This window comes from Paenibacillus sp. FSL R5-0473 (assembly GCF_038004565.1).
In the GTDB taxonomy this organism is placed as follows: domain Bacteria; phylum Bacillota; class Bacilli; order Paenibacillales; family Paenibacillaceae; genus Paenibacillus; species Paenibacillus amylolyticus.
In genome coordinates, this window is record NZ_JBBORL010000001.1 from 1569168 (window position 1) to 1588443 (window position 19276).

General features: G+C 44.0%; 24 protein-coding genes. All 24 read left to right on the forward strand.

The window, feature by feature from the left end:
• The first annotated feature begins 1 nt into the window (after window position 1).
• The 24 genes from MKY28_RS06840 to MKY28_RS06955 all read left to right on the forward strand — a co-directional run bounded on the left by MKY28_RS06840 (window position 2) and on the right by MKY28_RS06955 (window position 19173).
• Window positions 2–955 (forward strand): hypothetical protein, encoded by a 954-nt coding sequence (locus MKY28_RS06840; protein ID WP_340029046.1) that lies wholly within the window; start codon window positions 2–4, stop codon window positions 953–955.
• Window positions 956–971: 16 nt separating this feature from the next.
• Complete coding sequence (locus MKY28_RS06845) at window positions 972–1763, forward strand: hypothetical protein (RefSeq protein WP_253501457.1); 792 nt, start codon at window positions 972–974, stop codon at window positions 1761–1763.
• Window positions 1764–1776: 13 nt separating this feature from the next.
• Window positions 1777–2337, forward strand: coding sequence for a hypothetical protein (locus MKY28_RS06850; protein ID WP_253501454.1), 561 nt, complete (start codon window positions 1777–1779; stop codon window positions 2335–2337).
• Window positions 2334–2729 (forward strand): hypothetical protein, encoded by a 396-nt coding sequence (locus MKY28_RS06855; RefSeq protein ID WP_036672279.1) that lies wholly within the window; start codon window positions 2334–2336, stop codon window positions 2727–2729. Before MKY28_RS06850 ends, MKY28_RS06855 begins: the two co-directional genes overlap by 4 nt.
• A gap of 15 nt (window positions 2730–2744) precedes the next feature.
• A complete protein-coding gene (locus MKY28_RS06860) occupies window positions 2745–3659 on the forward strand; it encodes a hypothetical protein (protein ID WP_340935397.1) in 915 nt (304 codons plus the stop codon).
• A gap of 155 nt (window positions 3660–3814) precedes the next feature.
• Window positions 3815–4138: a hypothetical protein gene (locus MKY28_RS06865; RefSeq protein ID WP_340935398.1), complete on the forward strand. Its 324-nt coding sequence runs from the start codon at window positions 3815–3817 to the stop codon at window positions 4136–4138.
• 22 nt (window positions 4139–4160) lie between these two features.
• Window positions 4161–4304 (forward strand): hypothetical protein, encoded by a 144-nt coding sequence (locus MKY28_RS06870; protein ID WP_340935399.1) that lies wholly within the window; start codon window positions 4161–4163, stop codon window positions 4302–4304.
• Between the two features lie 234 nt (window positions 4305–4538).
• Window positions 4539–4955: a Na-translocating system protein MpsC family protein gene (locus MKY28_RS06875; RefSeq protein WP_340935400.1), complete on the forward strand. Its 417-nt coding sequence runs from the start codon at window positions 4539–4541 to the stop codon at window positions 4953–4955.
• A 596-nt stretch (window positions 4956–5551) separates the two neighbouring features.
• Window positions 5552–6118 (forward strand): sigma-70 family RNA polymerase sigma factor, encoded by a 567-nt coding sequence (locus MKY28_RS06880; RefSeq protein ID WP_051447053.1) that lies wholly within the window; start codon window positions 5552–5554, stop codon window positions 6116–6118.
• A 148-nt stretch (window positions 6119–6266) separates the two neighbouring features.
• Window positions 6267–6641 (forward strand): hypothetical protein, encoded by a 375-nt coding sequence (locus tag MKY28_RS06885; protein ID WP_340905625.1) that lies wholly within the window; start codon window positions 6267–6269, stop codon window positions 6639–6641.
• Window positions 6642–6719: 78 nt separating this feature from the next.
• Complete coding sequence (locus MKY28_RS06890; protein WP_340935401.1) at window positions 6720–7094, forward strand: hypothetical protein; 375 nt, start codon at window positions 6720–6722, stop codon at window positions 7092–7094.
• Entirely contained in the window at window positions 7091–7306 is a 216-nt protein-coding gene (locus MKY28_RS06895; protein WP_340935402.1) for a hypothetical protein, read from the forward strand. The genes MKY28_RS06890 and MKY28_RS06895 overlap by 4 nt, the downstream gene beginning before the upstream one ends.
• Window positions 7307–7369: 63 nt before the next feature.
• Complete coding sequence (locus tag MKY28_RS06900; RefSeq protein ID WP_340935404.1) at window positions 7370–8008, forward strand: lytic transglycosylase domain-containing protein; 639 nt, start codon at window positions 7370–7372, stop codon at window positions 8006–8008.
• Window positions 8009–8134: 126 nt separating this feature from the next.
• A complete protein-coding gene (locus MKY28_RS06905; RefSeq protein ID WP_340937851.1) occupies window positions 8135–8878 on the forward strand; it encodes a sigma-70 family RNA polymerase sigma factor in 744 nt (247 codons plus the stop codon).
• A gap of 162 nt (window positions 8879–9040) precedes the next feature.
• The gene (locus tag MKY28_RS06910) at window positions 9041–10228 is read left to right on the forward strand and encodes a D-alanyl-D-alanine carboxypeptidase family protein (protein WP_340935406.1); all 1188 of its coding nucleotides are present in this window, start codon (window positions 9041–9043) and stop codon (window positions 10226–10228) included.
• Between the two features lie 31 nt (window positions 10229–10259).
• On the forward strand, window positions 10260–10886 hold the full coding sequence (locus MKY28_RS06915; protein WP_036672256.1) for a nucleoside recognition domain-containing protein: 627 nt from the start codon (window positions 10260–10262) through the stop codon (window positions 10884–10886).
• Window positions 10887–10892: 6 nt separating this feature from the next.
• Complete coding sequence (locus MKY28_RS06920; protein ID WP_017687658.1) at window positions 10893–11426, forward strand: spore maturation protein; 534 nt, start codon at window positions 10893–10895, stop codon at window positions 11424–11426.
• A gap of 63 nt (window positions 11427–11489) precedes the next feature.
• Window positions 11490–12308 carry a S1 family peptidase gene (locus MKY28_RS06925; RefSeq protein ID WP_036607743.1) on the forward strand — a complete coding sequence of 273 codons (819 nt, stop codon included), beginning with the start codon at window positions 11490–11492 and terminating at the stop codon, window positions 12306–12308.
• Window positions 12309–12505: 197 nt separating this feature from the next.
• Window positions 12506–13255 (forward strand): pseudouridine synthase, encoded by a 750-nt coding sequence (locus MKY28_RS06930; protein WP_036607741.1) that lies wholly within the window; start codon window positions 12506–12508, stop codon window positions 13253–13255.
• A 134-nt stretch (window positions 13256–13389) separates the two neighbouring features.
• Entirely contained in the window at window positions 13390–13917 is a 528-nt protein-coding gene (locus tag MKY28_RS06935; RefSeq protein WP_036607739.1) for a redoxin family protein, read from the forward strand.
• A 14-nt stretch (window positions 13918–13931) separates the two neighbouring features.
• Entirely contained in the window at window positions 13932–15605 is a 1674-nt protein-coding gene (gene resB, locus MKY28_RS06940; RefSeq protein ID WP_036607737.1) for a cytochrome c biogenesis protein ResB, read from the forward strand.
• The gene (gene ccsA, locus MKY28_RS06945) at window positions 15602–16864 is read left to right on the forward strand and encodes a cytochrome c biogenesis protein CcsA (RefSeq protein ID WP_017687663.1); all 1263 of its coding nucleotides are present in this window, start codon (window positions 15602–15604) and stop codon (window positions 16862–16864) included. The genes resB and ccsA overlap by 4 nt, the downstream gene beginning before the upstream one ends.
• A gap of 139 nt (window positions 16865–17003) precedes the next feature.
• Window positions 17004–17720: a response regulator transcription factor gene (locus tag MKY28_RS06950; RefSeq protein ID WP_036607918.1), complete on the forward strand. Its 717-nt coding sequence runs from the start codon at window positions 17004–17006 to the stop codon at window positions 17718–17720.
• 55 nt (window positions 17721–17775) lie between these two features.
• Window positions 17776–19173, forward strand: a complete 1398-nt coding sequence (locus tag MKY28_RS06955; protein ID WP_235193867.1) for an ATP-binding protein — start codon at window positions 17776–17778, stop codon at window positions 19171–19173.
• Window positions 19174–19276 lie beyond the last annotated feature (103 nt).

Genomic DNA, 19276 nt, shown 5'->3' on the forward strand with positions numbered 1-19276 from the left:
CATGACCATGATTCGCAGACACGAGTTTACCAGTACGCTAAGCTTGTTTACTTCAACGCTTGTTAACACATTGAAAGATGCACTCGATCCTTACTGGGATACCATACATACGGCCGAAACGACTTATGCCAACTGGGGAAATGCGCTGCTTACCAATAAAAAAAATACATCCATGCGATTTACCATGTGTGTGATTGCACACGCCAGGGGAGTCAACATTCGCTGGGGACTGAAGAACCTGGGAAGCAATGTGGCATCACCAGATCTATTCGTAAATCCGCCAGTGGACACAGATAAATTCATGACGGAAACGCCATTTTTGTGTCATAACGTGCAGTACAATGTGAACTATAAGTGGTCTGTAATAACGAATGAGGATATTCTGTTTATCCATGGAGAGAGTTTGAACTACCCGGAACGAGCTTACCCAGTACGAATATTCCTAGGTAAATGCGAGCCATTAGAGCAAGAAGACCCGGCGATTGCCAATAAATTTTATGGCGTTTTCCCACATATGCCTTTATCTGCTTCGGATAACAACATATCAGATCAATATGACACTCCCAGAGGTGTCGTGATGACTTCACGGAATGGAACGGAGTACGCACTGTACAATTTTGGGACAGAGTCCATCCCTTCTCCAGGTGTAGGTTCAAGATACTATGTTACGCCTTTTATGGTCTATCATCCATCTGAAGGAGCTAGGGGTGAATTCAAGGGTATGCGTTCCATTGTATTTAAAAACAGTGCGCAGCACCCGGACGGATCGATCCTGGATCTTGGCAATGATGGCAAGTATTACGTGTTTCATGTCGTAGATCAGGATTATCCGAATACAGACTATGGACGTTATTACTACAATTCGAACCTGGCTCCTGTGTATTCAAGGCCGAAGTTCTTCCATGGTGCGAGACTGCTTGGTGGCGGGCAAAGAGCGTTACTTTTCCAAATATAGGAGGTGTTTATGAGGGATGGCTAATTTCACAGGCAAAGTTAAGATGAATGAATTATTTGCAAATATTGTTCAAGGTTTTAAAACGATTGCAGGTTCTCCTTGGTCTGTATTTTACGAGACAGCGAGTGTGATCGTGCTCAAATCAGTGGGAACAACAGGTTCAGATAAACTGTTCTTCAGACTTGAGGTTGGAAACACGAAGGGAACAACGGGAAACACATTGACCGTGAGTGTGGCTGAAGATGTGATGGCAACAGATGGTAGTATTCCTTTGGGCAGAGCCGAAGTGAAAAAGGACTTCTTATGTCATACGAGTGCGGTTGATACGAATCTATTAATCGATTACCAAGTTTCAGTTCAACCAAACCGAATTATTATTTATTTGCAGGGGGATGTGAACTCGGTTACCGGTATATCCAATCTGGGTTACTTCGGAATTCTGAACAGGTATGCCACAGAGACAGATTCCTCGAGTTTGAGTGTTGGCCTCAGCTACAACGGGGATAATGGTATCCGGACGTTGCGTGATAAAGATAAACAGATGGTGAATAACATTTATGATGCTTACTCTGCCATGCTTCCTGTTAATCCAGGGTGGGGGTCTCTTTATCATCTTGCTCCGGTTATTATGTGTAATGGTGTGGAAGGCCCTAGAGGCGAACTTATTGATATCTATGCGGTACCTTCTGCCGGAGTCTCACATGGAGATGAGATCAAAGTGGGCACTAGAACATATAAGGTATACTCGCTGTCGATTGGTGGACAGAGCTTCTTATCAGGAGCTACGGTTGCTGTCCTGATGAATTAAGGTGGTGATGGACATGGCTATACATCAAGGGAAAGTTGTAGGGACCGCCGAGAGCGGTTCTCTCTATACCCAGAGTAAGGCGGCAGTTCTGCATGGCATTGGATACGATCTTGATGCTGTTCCGTTAACTATTGAAGGTAAGGAAATAGTCTATTCATTAGGAACGTTATCCACTACGGCTGAATTAATTGACATCTACCGTTGGGGTACATGGAGGATGCTGGACAACCATAATGATCAATTGATTGGATACGTTACGGATAAATATATTTATGGGCCACGAACCAGAGTGGGAGTTCCTGATGAAAAAAATATGATACTGAAGCATAAATTTTTGACCCAGTCCAGTGGAGTAGGTTTAATTCGTGATACCATAAGAGGCCTCAAAGTGAAACAAAATTATGCGGGGCTTGATTGGTGTATTAAGGTCAAGATTCCTGTCCAGCAGGCTGGGTTAGTGGGGAAAACGTGGGGGGATTGGTCCTACAGCGGAAGTGGCAACACATCTGATAGTCATCTTCGTCCACGACGGTATCCGGATACACATATTCCTAGAAGGAGGGAAGGCTCTTGAACAGGACATGGAAACTGATGGAGGAGATGAGAAAAGTGCTATTGCCGGTATCGTTTGCCCAAAGAGTAGAGTATGTTGGCGGTGGGGCGAAGGCAATGATTGATATTCCCATGGAACATCCTCGATTCATGATCAAAACGATTAGGGTCATTCCGTCCAGAGAGACAAATGTGGAAGTTCATGTTTTGAACAGTGCAGGTCCACATCCAGAGGTTCTCTATTTCAACAATGCCCAATACTCGACGGGGAATTTTATGGAAGGGATTTACGATATGATCGATTTGCCATATGAGGACGTAGATGGGACTTCAACACTTCACTTGTCGTTAAAAAATCTGGGTACAGATGTGGCCAACTTCGATATTGAGGTCGTTGGTTTGACTACAAGGTAGGAGGAGGACCACCACATGGATATTGTTTCATTCAGCAAAGCTGCCAAAGTAGAACGTGAAGTTAAACAAGCCAGGGATTCTTATGCCTCTCTTGATGGCAGACTGGACGCAGTGTCAGTAGGAAACGTGGTCTCGGTCAGACTGAAAACAGAACTTCCAACCGTAGGTGAAGCAGGAAGATTATATCTGGTACGCCAAGACTCGAGCAATCAAAATGAATCAACGACCTATACATACAGCGGTGGGAAATATGTAAAGGTGGGTGGTGATCGAGTTTCGAACCATTCTGAGAATGGAACGATTAATCTTAATGGTACCAAAACGGTGATCTATAGCCATCCGGATACACACAGTGCTGATATGTTAACAGATGGAAGTCATAACGTTATCATGACTCTGAACGAACGTGAAAAGTTGTCCAACATCGAGCTTGAGGCCAATCATTACAAACATCCTGATACACATAGTGCCGATATGATCAGCGATGGAGAAATGCATGTGAGCATGACTTGGGGTGAACGAAAACGCCTGAATGTCATTGATCCGTGGGAATCGATCAGTGACTTGGTAGATTATACGGATGTGGTTACATATTTTGCTTTTGACATGCAGGGAAGAATTATTCGGCAAGTCGTTACAGACAACTACACCGAGCAGCTGGTTAGAGAACCTGTACTGACCATGCCAGCTTCTTCAGAAGGTTATGCACAGAATGATTCCTTCTTGGTCATTTCGATTGGTGAGATATATCGATATGACGGCCTGGACTTCGTGCAGCTTCCTACTTTGGTTGATGTCGTTTATCAGTATGATGATAAGGGAAGATTGGTGGCCAAGTCCATCACCAAGTTGGGAACAACACCTGTTCAAAACAACTTCCAATATATATATGACTCATACGGCAATCGTATAGCGGTTAAGAAATACTAATACGGAAGGATAGCATATGCTGTCCTTTTTTCCTTTTACAACGAAATATTTATGAAATCCACATCTGCATATGAAGATTAGCATTAACAATTAGCTGATCAAGGCGTATAGAGAAAGTAGTATGAAAACGTAATTATTCCGGGAGGTAGTGTACGATGAATATTGAACTTACTGCTCATTTCTATTTCAAGGGAAGTGGGAAGAAAAAAACGGTGAACTGGATAGAAGATAATCCTAGATTACAACAGAAAGAGAAAGATTCGGATAAGGTCGTACGCGAAATCCCGTTAACTGGGGATGAGGTTAAGCAAGAATATCGCCGACTATTTACCAAACACAAGAACGAGGGGAAATCGATCACGTTGGAAGATACAGACGATGTGGTTCATATCATTGATCTTACCGATGTGCGAAATATTGAATTGACCTCTAAGGAGGGGAATACAGATACTGTACAGGCTGACCTTTGCACTGAATGATGAGGAAATTGTCACTACGGAGATGACATCGGATAAGGAGGATCTGGTTGGAGCTACGGAAGAAGCGTTTGATTTGATCGAAAAAGACTATGGTGCCAATGTCGTTTTGAATCTGGTTGCGTTTAGCCTGCTCAAAATAGAGCTTACCAATGAAATGATAAATTAAGCGTAAAAGCTAACTAATGTTAGCTTTTCAGCACTAACTGCTAATTTATTTGAATAATTATAAAATATAGTTAATAAAGTGATATACCCCAAGCCTAGTTCTGGGGTCTATTCCTTTTTCATGAAAAGTTGATAGTGACTTGATTTAATGCATCCATTGAAACTTGTCTTGTACAAGCAGTTTTGATTAAACTAGGTTGAATTCATATGTTCAGGAGCAGTAGAAGGGGTCAGGATGATTGGCAAGGAGGGATGGGACATTGAGATAAAAGACTTGGAAAGAGAGCTCGCAAAGTTGGCATCCAGAATAAGAAAAGATTTTACTGAGCGCGGGCCAGTAGATACCAGAGTCTCTATCATGAATCATTTTATCATCTTAAAGTTTACAGCAAAATTCACCAAGCCTGAAGCATTCATGCTGGAACATATGCAATCACACTCAAGTCAAATTTTCGCCGAATACAAGATGAAGCTAGCACATATGATGAGAGAAGATTTCAACCCCGTTTTCTCCTATATCAACATGGGTCTGAAGATCGAAGACATCGAAACAACATTTTTTGGTCATGATTTTGCAGAGCAGATTACAGTCTTCAAGATGAACAAGGATGTTGAAGCGCTGCTGAAAAATGATGAGATTAACATGCCTTAAGACCTATTAACTAACGTTTGAATACTGGACAGGTTCTTAGGAACTAATTTTGTTGTTGACAATATCCTACATATTTCCTTATACTACCCTTATGGCGATTGAATAGATTAATAATCTTGACGAAGCCTATAACCTTGTTAAAGAACTTGAAGGCCATATCTTCGGTAATTGGGACGAAATAGATGTCAGACCAAGACCGACACATTCCACCATTTTGGTATTTTCCAGTGGTGCGCTCTGTGTTGGTCTTTTTGTTTGTAAAAAATGCTACTTTACCTTTCACCGCATACTTCGTATATAGTCAGTAAAAGGCAGATAAGCGAACGAAATAAATAAATGTTGCGAACATTAGTTCGTATTTGTTATTCTGAATGTAATAGGATGGGAATGGGGAGGCGGATCAAAGGGAGATTTCTTGATCGTTTGTATGTAATTAGGCTTATTAGCTTCAATTGTGTATAACAAGACTACATATGGTATATGAGATTTCGGGAGAAAAAGCGGGAATGTAGAGTAAGATCATGCTGGATAGCGACTAGATTGTGAAGAAAGAATACGATTACTGATAATTAAATAGTTAATGGGGGAAATGTATAATGTCTGCTACAACTGCTATGGGTTTTGATGATTTATTTGAGATTGGGGATATAGACATGTTCCTGAATAAAGCTCAGGAGAAGTGTCGTCACAAGCTTAGAGGTAAAACGTTTGCCGGGATGGAGAAAGAGGATGTGACCCAGGAGATTATGATCAAATTAGTTAATTCCCTGGACAAGTATGATGCAGAAAAGGCCAAAATGTCGACGTTTGTTGATCATCTTATCGAAAATAAAATCAAGGACATGTACCGCAAGTGTATGTCTGAGAAAAATCTCAGTGTGGTTAACGCTGTACAGATCATGTGTACGGATCAGGGTGGTGGCGATGAATCGGAAAGCTCAGATATCGCATTAGCGCTTGGTCATGCGGGGTTTGCTTATGAGAATTTTGAGTTTGTAACAGATATTATGGAAAATATGAGGCTGAACGAACGTGAGAAACAAATCTTTAAGCTTCGGACTTCGGGGTATGAATTTGTAGAGATTGCAGGAATGCTAGGTGTATCCAAGGCACGGATATCCCAGTTATGGAAAGCGATTCGTGAGAAATACGAAGCATTGTAGTCATAAGTGGCAATTAATAGCCTAAGTTTGATGAAGATAGATTCAGTAACCTACATAGAATAGAGAGAGCACCCTTAACTGGGTGCTTTTTTATGTCGTATAGAGAGATTAGTACAGAAAGAAAGGCGGAACAAGGATGCTTAGTGTGGTGGTTTTAGGATTTTCTGTGGAACGTCTAGAGGGGTATTCGGATATCGCTTGGGCAAGTCATGATTCTTCGACAGCTTCTGATTTAAGCAACAGGGAGTATACCTTGATCATTGAGAAAGTAGTGGTACAGGCTGATGCTGTCTTGGTTAATCTGGATATGGATTATTTGACCTCTACTGATATTGTGATCATGCATCATGCGTATATACATAAAAAACCGATCTTGGCTGTAGGTTTCAGGCCATTGGAGCCTGTCATCGAAGATTTTGTCTCCAAACGAGTGGCTGATCTGGACGTGGCTGTACACCATATGCGGACGAACTATATGGTCCTAAGCAGCGGAACCAATCCTTCATCTGCGGCTCCAATTTAACTGCCGCTCCGATAACACGTATAGAGAATGTAAGGGCAAGCATATTCGCGAGACTTTAACTAATGGAGGAATAATTCGATGACACATATGATCAAAGCAAAAGAAGATAAATTAACGGAAGAAATCGTAGCCAGTATGATTGGAAAGTATATCCACGCGCCGACCAATATGCATGAAATCCAGACGCCAACCGGCGCAACAACGAAAGCCAACGTATGGTTTGCTGGTCGTGTAGCTGGTTACGAAAAAGCCGTTATTGGATTCAACTACGAAGAGGGTACCTTTCATGAAGAACTACAAACATTTTATAACGTTCATTTAACGGATGGTATGGGGTACATTCTGACAAGTGCTTACGAATTGGAGATTCATGAACTGACCGAAGAGGAGTTTAATCAACTTATTGAAGAGAAAAAGGAAGAGGAACAAGACTCATCGGGTGAAGAGCAATGAAAGTGTTAAACTACGCTTCGGATTTAGCTGTAAAAACGTTTGTGTCCGCTAGCGCTGCAGGTGTGGAAGAATTAATCAACGCATGGATGTTATCCAAGCCGCACACGTTCGTTACCGGACTGGAGTTTACCTCCACCGTTGATCCATCCAGTAACACGTTGGAATTTGCAGCAATCATTGTATATCAGCCAAGTGAACAAGACCAATCCTAACTTAGGTATGAGATTATTCCTTCTATAATATAGAGGCTTTCAGTAAGGAGGTGGGCGAATCTGTTGCTCACTTTAGAAAGAGTAATAGGTATTGTTGTTGCGGTGGTGGTGTTAGTTTCACAATACCAAGCAACGGAAGCAGAGCAGGTAAAGCCAGTAAAACCAATGAAGCAAGAAAAACAAGAGAAGCAAGAAAAGCAGGGAAAACAAGTTAAAGATGCATCGGTTGCTCCTACGCACATACAAATGACGGATATGCTTGAACAGTATATAGAACTCCACCATGAGAAAACAGTGAGCCGGGCAAAGCTGCTGAAGTATGTGAGGTGGGTAGTTCAATATTCGAAGGATACGGATATCGATTCCGTCTGGATTCTGGCTATGATGTGGCAAGAGAGCCGGATGTTAGAGGAAAGTGTATCATCCCATGGAGCGATTGGTTTACTTCAGATTCTTCCAAGCACAGCGAAATCGTTTGGAGTGAGTAAACAGGAGCTACATCAGCCTGAAACGAATATCAGGACAAGCATTATATACTTGGAATATCTTATGGATAAGTACGATGGAAATCTTCGTACGGCAACCATTGCGTACAATCAGGGGGAGGGCAATGTAGATAAGGGAAAGGCTCGCCCCTGGTACTACAATCAAGTGAAGGAACATCATAACAAGATGCTTGGAATAATCAAAAAAGGTCAATAAACATCAGTTAACAATATATTTCTAATACTATAATATCGTTTATCAATTTTACATAGGGAGATCCAAATGGGAAAATTTCCAGAACATATTAGCACGAATTTGCAGGTAAATAAGAAGCACTACACAATGGATGAAGTAGAAAATATTGAACGATGTAAGCTCGATGAGCATTTCCTCGGGGATTGTATTTTGGTCAATGAGAACTTGATTTGGCATTCTGTTCATAAGTATATTGGAAAACCTGAAATGATTATTAAGAATCATTGTGTGGAGAAGGATGATATTCTTCAACTGGGTCGTCTGGGATTCATCAAAGCGGTTAAAGCATTTGATACGGGGCGTGGCGTAAAATTCAGTTCGTTTAGTGTTACTGCCATTGTCAGAGAAATCAGATGTTTTCTGAGAGATAGTGCAAGCATTATTCGTCCAACTCGCACAGCTACGGAATTAATTAACCGAATCAATCGACTTGAGCACGATATGGGCTACCTCCCACCAGCACATGAAATCGCATTGTTGCTTGATGAGGAAGAAGAGAAGATCAATAAAGCACTTCAAGTGGGTAAAGGTGTGAAATACCTGGATGAGCCTGTAGGTGCTGATGATCAACAAACTCAATCCGTGACGTTGATGGATACCATCTATAGCGGGGAGAATATTGAAGAAGATATTCTGGACAAGTTGTACGTTGATGCGGTTATTGATTCGGTCAAGCGCAAGCTTAGTGAGAAAGAAGTGACTGTACTGAAGCATCGTGTTGAAGGATTTAATCAAACTCAGACCGCAGATATGGAAGACATTAGCCAGATGAGAGTCTCTAGAATTATGCGAAAAGTAGCTAAAATGCTGGATAAAAAGGACCAGGCTTGATTGTCGTCTAAGCCCTTCATATCTTATATAATGTCTCATACATAACGTCCCTCCCGCATCCAAGCGTGAGGGATTTTTGCTGTTTTTGCCCGATGGGACATACTCCAAGTTGTCCGGACATAAGATAGTACAAGATTCCAAGTGACCCGGAGGAATGAATTGATGCGAAAAATAACGCAAGTCATTGCATGCATGCTTATCCCTGTCTTCTTGCTGTCTTCATTAGGGGCTACTCAAGCCCAGGCAACGATTCAAGGTCCGTCTACACATGCGCAAAGCGCTGCTCTCATTGATGTCACATCAGGCCGGATCTTATACAGCAAGGATGGGGATAAAGAACTGCGAATTGCCAGCTTGACCAAAATCATGACAGCGATCGTAGCGATTGAACACAGCAAGCTGGATGATAAAGTGAAAGTGTCTCCCACGGCTTTTGCCAAAGAAGGATCTTCTCTCTATCTCAAGTTAGGTGAAGAGATGACGCTTGAAAACATGTTGTACGGGCTAATGCTCCGTTCAGGCAATGACGCGGCCTCTGCGATCGCAGAACATGTCGGTGGATCGGAAGAAGGCTTTGTCCTGTTAATGAACAAAAAGGCGGAGCAAATCGGTCTGACGCATTCTCATTTTATGAACCCTCATGGACTGGATGCAGAAGGTCACTATTCAACAGCTAACGACTTGGCACGATTAACGGCATATGCATTGCACAATCCGGTGTTCAAACGCATCGTAGCCACGGAGGACAAATCCGCACCGAACCCCAATGAAAGTTGGGAATACTCTTGGCACAATAAAAATAAAATGCTGCGGATGTATGAAGGTGCGGATGGAGTGAAAACCGGCTACACAAAAAAAGCTTTCAGATGTTTGGTCAGTTCCGCTACACGTAATGGACAGCAGCTCGCCGCGGTAACGCTGAACGACGGAAACGATTGGAACGATCATGCTCGGATGCTTGATTTTGGGTTTGAATACTTCCCGTTGGTAGAGGTCGCGAAGCAAGAACAGCCTGTGCAAAATACAGATGTCGTTACGGGTCGGGGATTCTGGTACCCACTGGCTAAAAGTGAACAAGGCTCATTGACTAAGAAATTGATCCTACACGAAAATCGAGGACAGTCGGAAACGGAAGGCAAGGAACAATCGACAGATCCTTCGTTCGGATTGGCAGGTCGCATTGATATGCAGCTTGACGGCAAACTTGTGGGCTCAATTCCCGTGTATCGCAAAGGCAGTTATATTCCTCCTGAACCCAAGACAGAAGATGCAACGCTGGGTGGAATCGGTGATGTCTCTTCCTGGGCAGCTGCATGGCGTGCCGTGTTAAGCCACCTGTTATCTCCTTAGCTAAATCGCCATTGGAGGGAGGATATAATCCATGATTAATCTAATTTGGCTGCTCATGATTTTAATCGGATTTGCTTTTGCAGCCGTCAACGGTAATATCGAAGTGGTCACGCAAGCTGCTTTTGATGGGGCGGCAACGGGAGTCACGGTCTGTTTTGGACTGATTAGTGTGCTTGTGTTCTGGATGGGCATGATGAAAATGGCTGAAGATGCGGGTCTCCTGGCCCGGATTGCCAAGCTGCTCGGCCCGGTTGTGGGCTTCCTGTTCCCAGATGTGCCCAAAAATCATCCGGCGATGGGTTATATTCTCTCCAATATGAGTGCCAATCTGCTGGGGCTAGGAAATGCAGCTACTCCCATGGGAATCAAAGCGATGCAACAGCTGCAGGAGCTTAATCCGGACAAACAAACTGCTTCTCCTGCCATGTGCACCTTACTGGCTCTGAATACGGCCAGTATTACCATTATTCCGACAACACTGATCGCCATCCGCTTAAACTATCATTCTGCCAATGCTACAGAGATTGTGGGAACAACATTGATGGCTACCATTATCGCTACACTTGCTGCTATAATCGCCGATCGCTGGTATCGGAACAGGGCTTTACACAAACCGCCGCGCATACAGAAAAGTGGCAATCCCGGTATGAAAGGATGAGCACCTTTGTTAACCTTCATCAACTGGATCTCCGTCTGGGCCATCCCGGTTATTATCGCGTTTGTTCCATTATATGCGTTTACCAAAAAGGTCCCGGTTTACGAATCCTTTGTTGATGGGGCCAAGGATGGTTTCTCTACTGCAATCAGTATTATTCCGCATCTCGTGGGCATGATGGTCGCAATCAGCGTATTTCGTGCCTCGGGTGCACTGGATTTTGTGATTAGCCTGTTCGCTCCGCTGGTGTCCTGGATGGGTGTTCCAGGCGAAGTGTTACCACTCGGAATACTGCGTCCTTTAACGGGGACAGGCTCTCTGGCGTTTACAACCGATCTGATCAAAACCCATGGCCCTGATTCCATGATTGGACGTATGGCATCTACGATTCAGGGGAGTACAGACACCACGTTATATGTGCTGACTGTTTATTTTGGGGCTGTAGGTATACGAAACGGTCGATATGCACTCAAAGTAGGGTTGTTTTCCGATGTCGTTGGTTTTATTGCTGCGCTCGCCATTTGTTTGCTCGTTTTTGGTTAAAAGATATCTCCTTTCCTTCCGATATATTAGATATGCTAGAATAATAGCGGAGGAGAGTGAGACATGCAGAAGAGTTGGAAACGAATGCTCCGTGTCGGAATGTCAGGCGTGCTTGCTATTGCAATGCTCGCAGGGTCAACGGGGCTGGCGGCAGCTCAAGCCGTTCAGACGATACATTTTACAGGTTACTTCGATAAACAGCTGCGTGCACAAATGGCAGTCACAGCGGATTCTTTTCCAGTCGTGAATGTACGTTTGGTCAAGCAGGATGAACCCGATATGGTATATTATGATGTTGGTACCTCAATATTGATCTCGAAGGATGAAGTGCTCACGAATTATCATGTCGTTCAGAGTTTTGCTGAACTGTCTGATGGTGATGAAGGTACACTGACTGTTGCAAGTCCGGGTTCCCTTAGCAAGCCTGTAAAGGCGAAGATTATTAAGACAGATCCGGTCACAGACATGGCACTGCTGAAGCTGGACAAGGAAATAGACGCCCAACCGGTCGCATTTGCAAATGCAAGGGATAACCAGGTTGTCTATACGATTGGATTCCCCAAAAATCCTGCTGGTGATCTTGTCATCCTGGATGAAGATTTTCCTTCAACCTTCAATACGATAGCCAAAAGCAGAGTGTTTAGTTCCCAAGCTTTGGACGTCCCAGGTAAAAAGGGAATCGGCAGTATTGTGAAATCCATGGCCCAAGGTAATTCAGGTGGCCCTGTTCTGGATCAGAACAACCGGGTAATTGGTATGATGACATTTGTGTACGGTGGACGTACCTATTATATTACTTCCAAGACATTGCAGACTTTCATTAAAGAGAGTACCACACCTGCCAAAAAACAGGTTGCAGTTGCCGGCAAAGTTTCCAATTAAATGATTTGAGGAAAAGGCTTATCTTTACGCCATCTGTGTTCAACAGGTCGTGTAAAGGTAGGCTTTTTTTTGCGGCAATCTGGGGGAGGAAGGTAGCCAGAAATGGATATTCGTGTCTCCAGTTTACAAAATCCATGGATTATCCTTGTGATTTCCTTGCGTGATGGGTATCATTAGTGTGAGGTGACATGACAAACATGGAAAGATTACAAAAAATTATCGCACAGGCAGGCATTGCATCCCGCCGCAAGAGCGAGGAACTAATCCTGTCCGGCAAAGTAGAAGTTAACGGGGAGGTCGTAACCGAACTGGGTACAAAAGCGAACCCCGAAGAGGATATGATTACGGTTAATGGAAAACCGATCCGTAGTGAGAAAAAAGTGTACTTGATGTTAAACAAGCCAAAAGGCGTAATCACAAGTGCATCTGACCCGGAAGGTCGGAAAATTGTATCCGACTACCTGAAAGGTGTCAAGGAACGCGTATATCCTGTAGGTCGTCTGGATTATGACACAGAGGGCTTATTGATCCTTACCAATGATGGTGAGTTTGCACATTTGCTGACGCATCCTAAGCATCACGTACCCAAAACGTATCATGCAACGGTTAAAGGTGTGCCACATGGTACAGCTTTGGAGAAATTAAAGACAGGCATTATGCTGGATGACGGCATGACTGCTCCTGCAGAGGTAGAGTACAAAGATGTGGATACAGCGGCTAATGAGTCGGTCATTTCCATTACGATCTATGAAGGACGTAACCGTCAGGTTAGACGTATGTTCGAGGCAATCAACCATCCGGTAACCCGCCTGAAACGGATTTCGTTTGGTGGTATTTTGCTACAAAACCTGAAACGTGGTCTGACACGTCATCTGACCAAAGAGGAAGTCAACAACCTGATTACCCTCGCACAATCAGAGCCAGCCAAAAAAATGAAAAAAAGGTAATGTGAGGACACATAATTTTCATAAAACCGCCGCAGTTTTGTGACGAAATTCGCTATAATTGTTCATAGGATGTTCACAGTTGTCTTATACCAATAAGATGCGAATGCTACAGTCACTTAAAAGGGGAGCAGCACATGGGGAAATCAAGAAGAACGGTGCAAATCGTCATTTTGTTATTGATCCTGGTGTTGGGCGGATATGCGATTACCACATCGGTATCCGGCTCGAATGGCAAGCCAAAGGAAGGGGACAAATCTCCTTCTTTTGAACTGCTGGGCCTGGATGGTCAAGTTCATACGTCTGATGAGTACAAAGGAAAAGCGATGGTGATCAATTTCTGGGGCACATGGTGTGAACCTTGTGTTAAAGAAATGCCTGCACTTCAGGCGCAAGCTGACAAATGGAAGGACCAGGGAGTACAATTTGTCGGGATTAATGTTGGAGAAGACCAGATGACCGTGGATAATTTTGTACGGCAGGTTGGCGTTACGTTTCCAATCATGCTTGACCGGGACAAAAACTCGGTTCGTGATTTTGGGATCTCTCCCATGCCAACGACATTTTTTGTATCCGACACGGGCAAAATCTCTACCATTCATATCGGGCAACTTGATTTGGACACACTTGACGCTCAAATTTCGCAACTGGCGAAGCAGCCCTGACAGGAGGTCTATTCGTGTTCCAAAATACCAAATGTGAGTGCGGACACCAGAATCCGGTAGGCACTGTACTATGTGAAGCATGTGGGAAACCGCTGCTGGAGTCTGAAGCTAAATCGGATGAAGTGCTGGAAATGCGTTATGATGGCATGGCGCGCCGTTCACAGCGTAGTAATCCTAATATCATTGACCGCATATGGAACTTTTTTTCTTCCGTTAAAATTGCCGTCTATATGATTGTTTTTACGCTTGTAGGTTCTATGCTTGGCACGATCTATCCGCAAGAAAGTACATTTCTGAATATCGATCCCTCCGTGTACTACAAAGAAACATACGGTCAGTTGGGTCATATCTATTATCTGTTGGGTTTATCCCATACATATGAATCCTGGTGGTTTATTCTACTGCTGGTGCTGATTGGGGCATCATTGGTGATATGCAGTCTGGATCGCGTCCTACCGCTCTACAAAGCACTGAATAAACAGAGAATACGTAAGCATACGCAATTTTTGACAAGACAGCGTCTCGTGTACCAAGGTACCATCGAAGAGGCACCAGAAGACTGGATTAAGAAAGCGGTTACGCCGTTGAAAAAGAAAGGATACCGCGTGCACACCCAGGGGGATGCATTACTCGCCGAGAAACAGCGATTCAGTCGATGGGGCCCATATGTCATCCATATTGGACTCATTATATTTTTGCTGGCGGTGCTCGCACGAGGTCTTCCAGGTCTGAATTTGGACGAGCACGTCGCTTTTCCTGAAGGTGAGATCAAAAAGATCCCGAATACATCGATGTATCTGCAAAATGAACAGTTTAATGTTGAATTCTACAGTGAGGACGAAGTACCCGAGCAATTCCGTAACCTGAACAAGACCGTTCCAAAACTGTTTGAAACAAAAGTTGTTTTGTATGAATGTACAGCAGATTGTTCGGATCTCTCGAAGAAACCTCAGTTAGCTGAGGTAGCCAGACATGATGTACGCGTGAATCATCCATTGAATTATAACGGTCTGAAAGCATATCAGTTTGATTATGATCTAACACCCACCATTCGGTCCGTAACGCCTGATCTGGTCAATACAAAGACGGGTGAAGTATATGGGCCAATTAAGATCGATATGGTAGATACCCAAAGAACATTTGAAGCTGGTCCTTATAAGCTCACGGTAAAAGAAAAGTTTATGGACTTTGGATTGGATGAGAATGGTCAGCCCAAATCAAAATCGCCTTCACCTAATGCACCTGCTTTTCTCTTTCTCATCAAGGGACCGGATCTGCCCGAAGAGGGGATACAATATCTGTACTTTGCGAAGCAGATTGATAAACAACGGTTTCAACAAGATGCGATTAACCAACAGTTGATTGGAGCTGAGATTCCTTTACAGCTGGAAGTAGACAGCATGGACAAGGTCGATATTATTCAGTCCGTAAGTTATCTCAATATAAGAGTGGATAAGGCAATGCCTTTTGTGTGGGTAGGAGCCGGTATTGTTATGTTGGGTCTGGTCATGGGTTTTTATTGGCATCATCGCCGCATCTGGATTCGTTTTGATGATAAACAGCTCACCTTGGGTGGACATACCAACAAAAACTGGTTTGGCTTCAGGCGTGAAGTTGCGGCCGTCTTGAAACAGATGAATTTGGAAGTGGAAGAGAAGTCGTTGGATAACGGGGGGAATCAGGCATGAGATTATTGGATTTCAGCAGCGACGCATTTATCGTATCTTTCTTTCTCTATTGTGCTGCATTCTTGTTATATGCTGTCGCGGTCATGGGCAAAAAATGGAGTAATCGTGATCCTCTGGACCATATGAATCGCTGGGGTAAAAGAGCTTTCATCGCTTCGACTGTCGCCTTGGCGGCTCATATCGTATTTTTTGTAACCCGATGGGCTGGGGCAGGTCATATCCCGGTTAGTAACATGTATGAGTTCATGTCTTTTCTGTCCATGATGATTATGGTTGCATTTATTGTTGTATATGCCATATACCGCAAGTCATTACTGGGTTTGTTTGCGTTACCACTTACCATTATTATTATGGCGTATGCCGCTGTATTTCCTCAGGAGGTACAGCCATTAATCCCGGCGCTTCAGTCCATCTGGCTGAAAATTCACGTGACGTTGGCCGCGCTTGGTGAAGCATTCTTCGCCGTGGGTTTTGCCGCAGGGTTCATGTATTTGCTCCGTACTGTTGATTTCAGTGGTAAAGACAAGTCTTCAAGACGTCAACGAGGATGGGTTGAATTCACCCTAGTTACGATCGTTGTAGTCATCGGATTCATAGGAACGGTATTTGCCTTTCGTACAGCTGGTTACGAGGCGGTTTTTGTACAGAAAACGGTCAGCATTGACACAGAGGTACAGGAAAATAGTACAATAGAGAAAGTGATTTATCGCATGCCTCCGATTTTTGCACCATATAATAGCGAAGTGGAGAGCATGACACCGTTTCTTGGCATGAAAAAACCTTTACTTGAGACGCCTTCCTGGATGAACGGGGTAAATGCCGGGCGCAAGCTGAATACGGTGGTTTGGTCACTTATTGTAGGTCTGATCCTGTATGGAATTGTACGACTTCTTGTGCGCAGACCACTTGGACAAGCGTTACAGCCAATGATGGATGGAATCGATGCTGATGATCTGGATGAGATAAGTTATCGCGCGATTGCCATTGGTTTTCCGATATTTACGCTGGGAGCATTAATTTTTGCCATGATCTGGGCTCAGATTGCCTGGAGTCGCTTTTGGGGTTGGGACCCCAAAGAGGTGTGGGCATTGATTACATGGCTATATTATAGTGTGTATCTGCATTTGCGTTTATCCAGAGGTTGGCAAGGTCAGAAGTCTGCATGGCTTGCAGTTCTTGGCTTCCTGGTGGTTATGTTTACGCTGGTTGGAGTGAATCTGATCATTGCCGGATTACATTCTTATGCTGGAGCTGACTAGGACAGACTCGTATTGCAAAGGTTGAGTTTAGAAGCGGGAAACACAAATGTACCTTTTTATTGAAGGGTATTCAAATATTGTTCGCCAGATCGAACATAATAGAAGTGATGAGGAGTTATTGCAAAGGGGCTGGAGAGGCATGGCTGAACATGAGAATCGAATACTGGTCGTGGATGACGAAGAGAGAATCCGCAGGCTTTTGAAAATGTATCTTGAAAAAGAAGGTTATGAAATCGATGAAGCTGAGGATGGGGAAACTGCGCTGCGTAAAGCAACAGCAGGGGACTACGGTCTGATTTTGCTTGATGTGATGTTGCCGGGTATGGATGGAGTTGAAGTGTGTACCCGTCTTCGTCAGGTGAAATCAACGCCGGTTTTGATGCTCACTGCAAAAGGTGAAGAGATTAACCGGGTTCAAGGCTTCGAAGTTGGCGCTGATGATTATGTTGTAAAACCATTCAGCCCGCGAGAAGTGATTTATCGCGTCAAAGCGATTTTGCGTCGAGCTTCCGCGACAGCTTATCTCTCCAAGGAGAGCAATTCGAGTAACAACATCGTGTTCCCGCATCTGGTTATTGAGCATGATGCCCACCGGGTAACCGCTGGTGGCGAAGAGATTAGTCTTACACCAAAAGAATATGAATTGCTGCACTACCTGGCAACATCTCCCGACAAAGTTTTCTCCAGAGAAGAATTGCTCAAAGATGTATGGAATTACGAATTCTTTGGCGATCTTCGTACCGTGGATACGCACGTGAAGCGTCTTCGCGAGAAACTTAACAAGGTATCGCCTGAATCGGCGGCCATGATTACGACGGTGTGGGGTGTGGGTTATAAACTGGAAGTACCGAAGTAGTTTTAGTTTCTGGAGATCACTGGTCGGGAAGTTATGGATCACTATTATCTGCCTTGTGGGTTGTGTACTTATAGCGCTGGGTCTTTTTTTGCTGCCCTACATTGATACGAACTTTGCAGAATCCGAATCCAGAGATATTAAGCGGTTGTTCACCTATATCTGTATTATCGGATTCAGTTTAACCACGTTTTTTGCATTGTTTCTATTCACCAAAATAACGCAGCCTATGCAGCAATTGATTCAGGCAGCCAATGCGATTCGCAAAGGGAACTACGGAACACGTCTCTCCCTGGTAACGAGTGATGAGATTGGTGAACTTGCCAACACATTTAATCATATGGCTGCCCAACTGGAAGATAATATTCGAAACCTTAACCATGAGAAGGAACATTTGGCGAGTGTGCTTCGCAGCATGACTGATGCTGTTGTTACATTCGATGGTGAAGGCAAAGTTATTCTGACGAATCCGCCTGGAGAGAAGATCATGCAGGCATGGTATGATCTCGATTGGGCGAAAATGGACGAAGGACAAGAATCCGAGCAGTCTGACAAGACTTCGCGGGATGTACCTGAGCCCCTTCTTCCTTTGTTCAGAATGGTGATGGAGCAAGGCGGGGACCAGAACTCCAATGTTCACGTACAGCAAGGTGTCTGGTCTGTTCAGATGGCACCGTTGTACGCTGACAGTGTTGTCAGAGGGGCTGTGGCTGTTTTAAGAGATGTAACAGAAGAAGTGCGTCTGGAGAAAATGCGGCGTGATTTCGTGGCTAACGTATCTCATGAGATACGAACTCCGCTATCCATGATGCAAGGCTACAGTGAAGCCCTTTTGGACGGTATGGCAACCTCACCGGAAGAGAGCGAAGAACTGATCCAAGTCATTCATGATGAGTCTCTACGGATGGGCAGACTGGTTAAAGACTTGCTTGATCTTGCGCGGATGGAAGCTGGACACACGGACATGGTGATGAAGGAAGTTGACCTCGGAGAACTACTCGAACGTGTATATCGGAAGTTCTCGGTGCGTTCAAAAGAACAGGGAATTCAACTGCACTTTGAGTTCGAACAGCCAACAATTGAACTTCAACAGGCAGATGAGGATCGACTTGAGCAAGTATTTACGAATCTGCTGGATAATGCGTTCAGACATACACCTACTGGCAAAAATGTAATGATCTCAGCAGAGCGGGTCACTTATCTTCGTGCTCCATTTGTCAGAGTTTCTGTGAAGGATCAGGGTGTAGGTATCCCTTCATCCGACTTGCCATTTATTTTCGAACGATTCTACAAAGCTGACAAGGCTCGTGTTCGGGGAGAAAGTGCAGGTACGGGGCTTGGTTTAGCGATTGTGAAAAATATTGTTGATGCGCATCAAGGCATGATTACCGTCAATAGTGTGCTTGGCGAAGGAACAGAGTTTATTTTGCAATTTCCTTTGGATTCATCGAAATAGCCTGAATTTCATACAAAAAGTGCGGAAACACCCTCTTATGGAGGGTGTTTTTTTGTTGAAGACTACCGTTTAATCTTGTTCAACGTGGAACAAGAATGGTCTT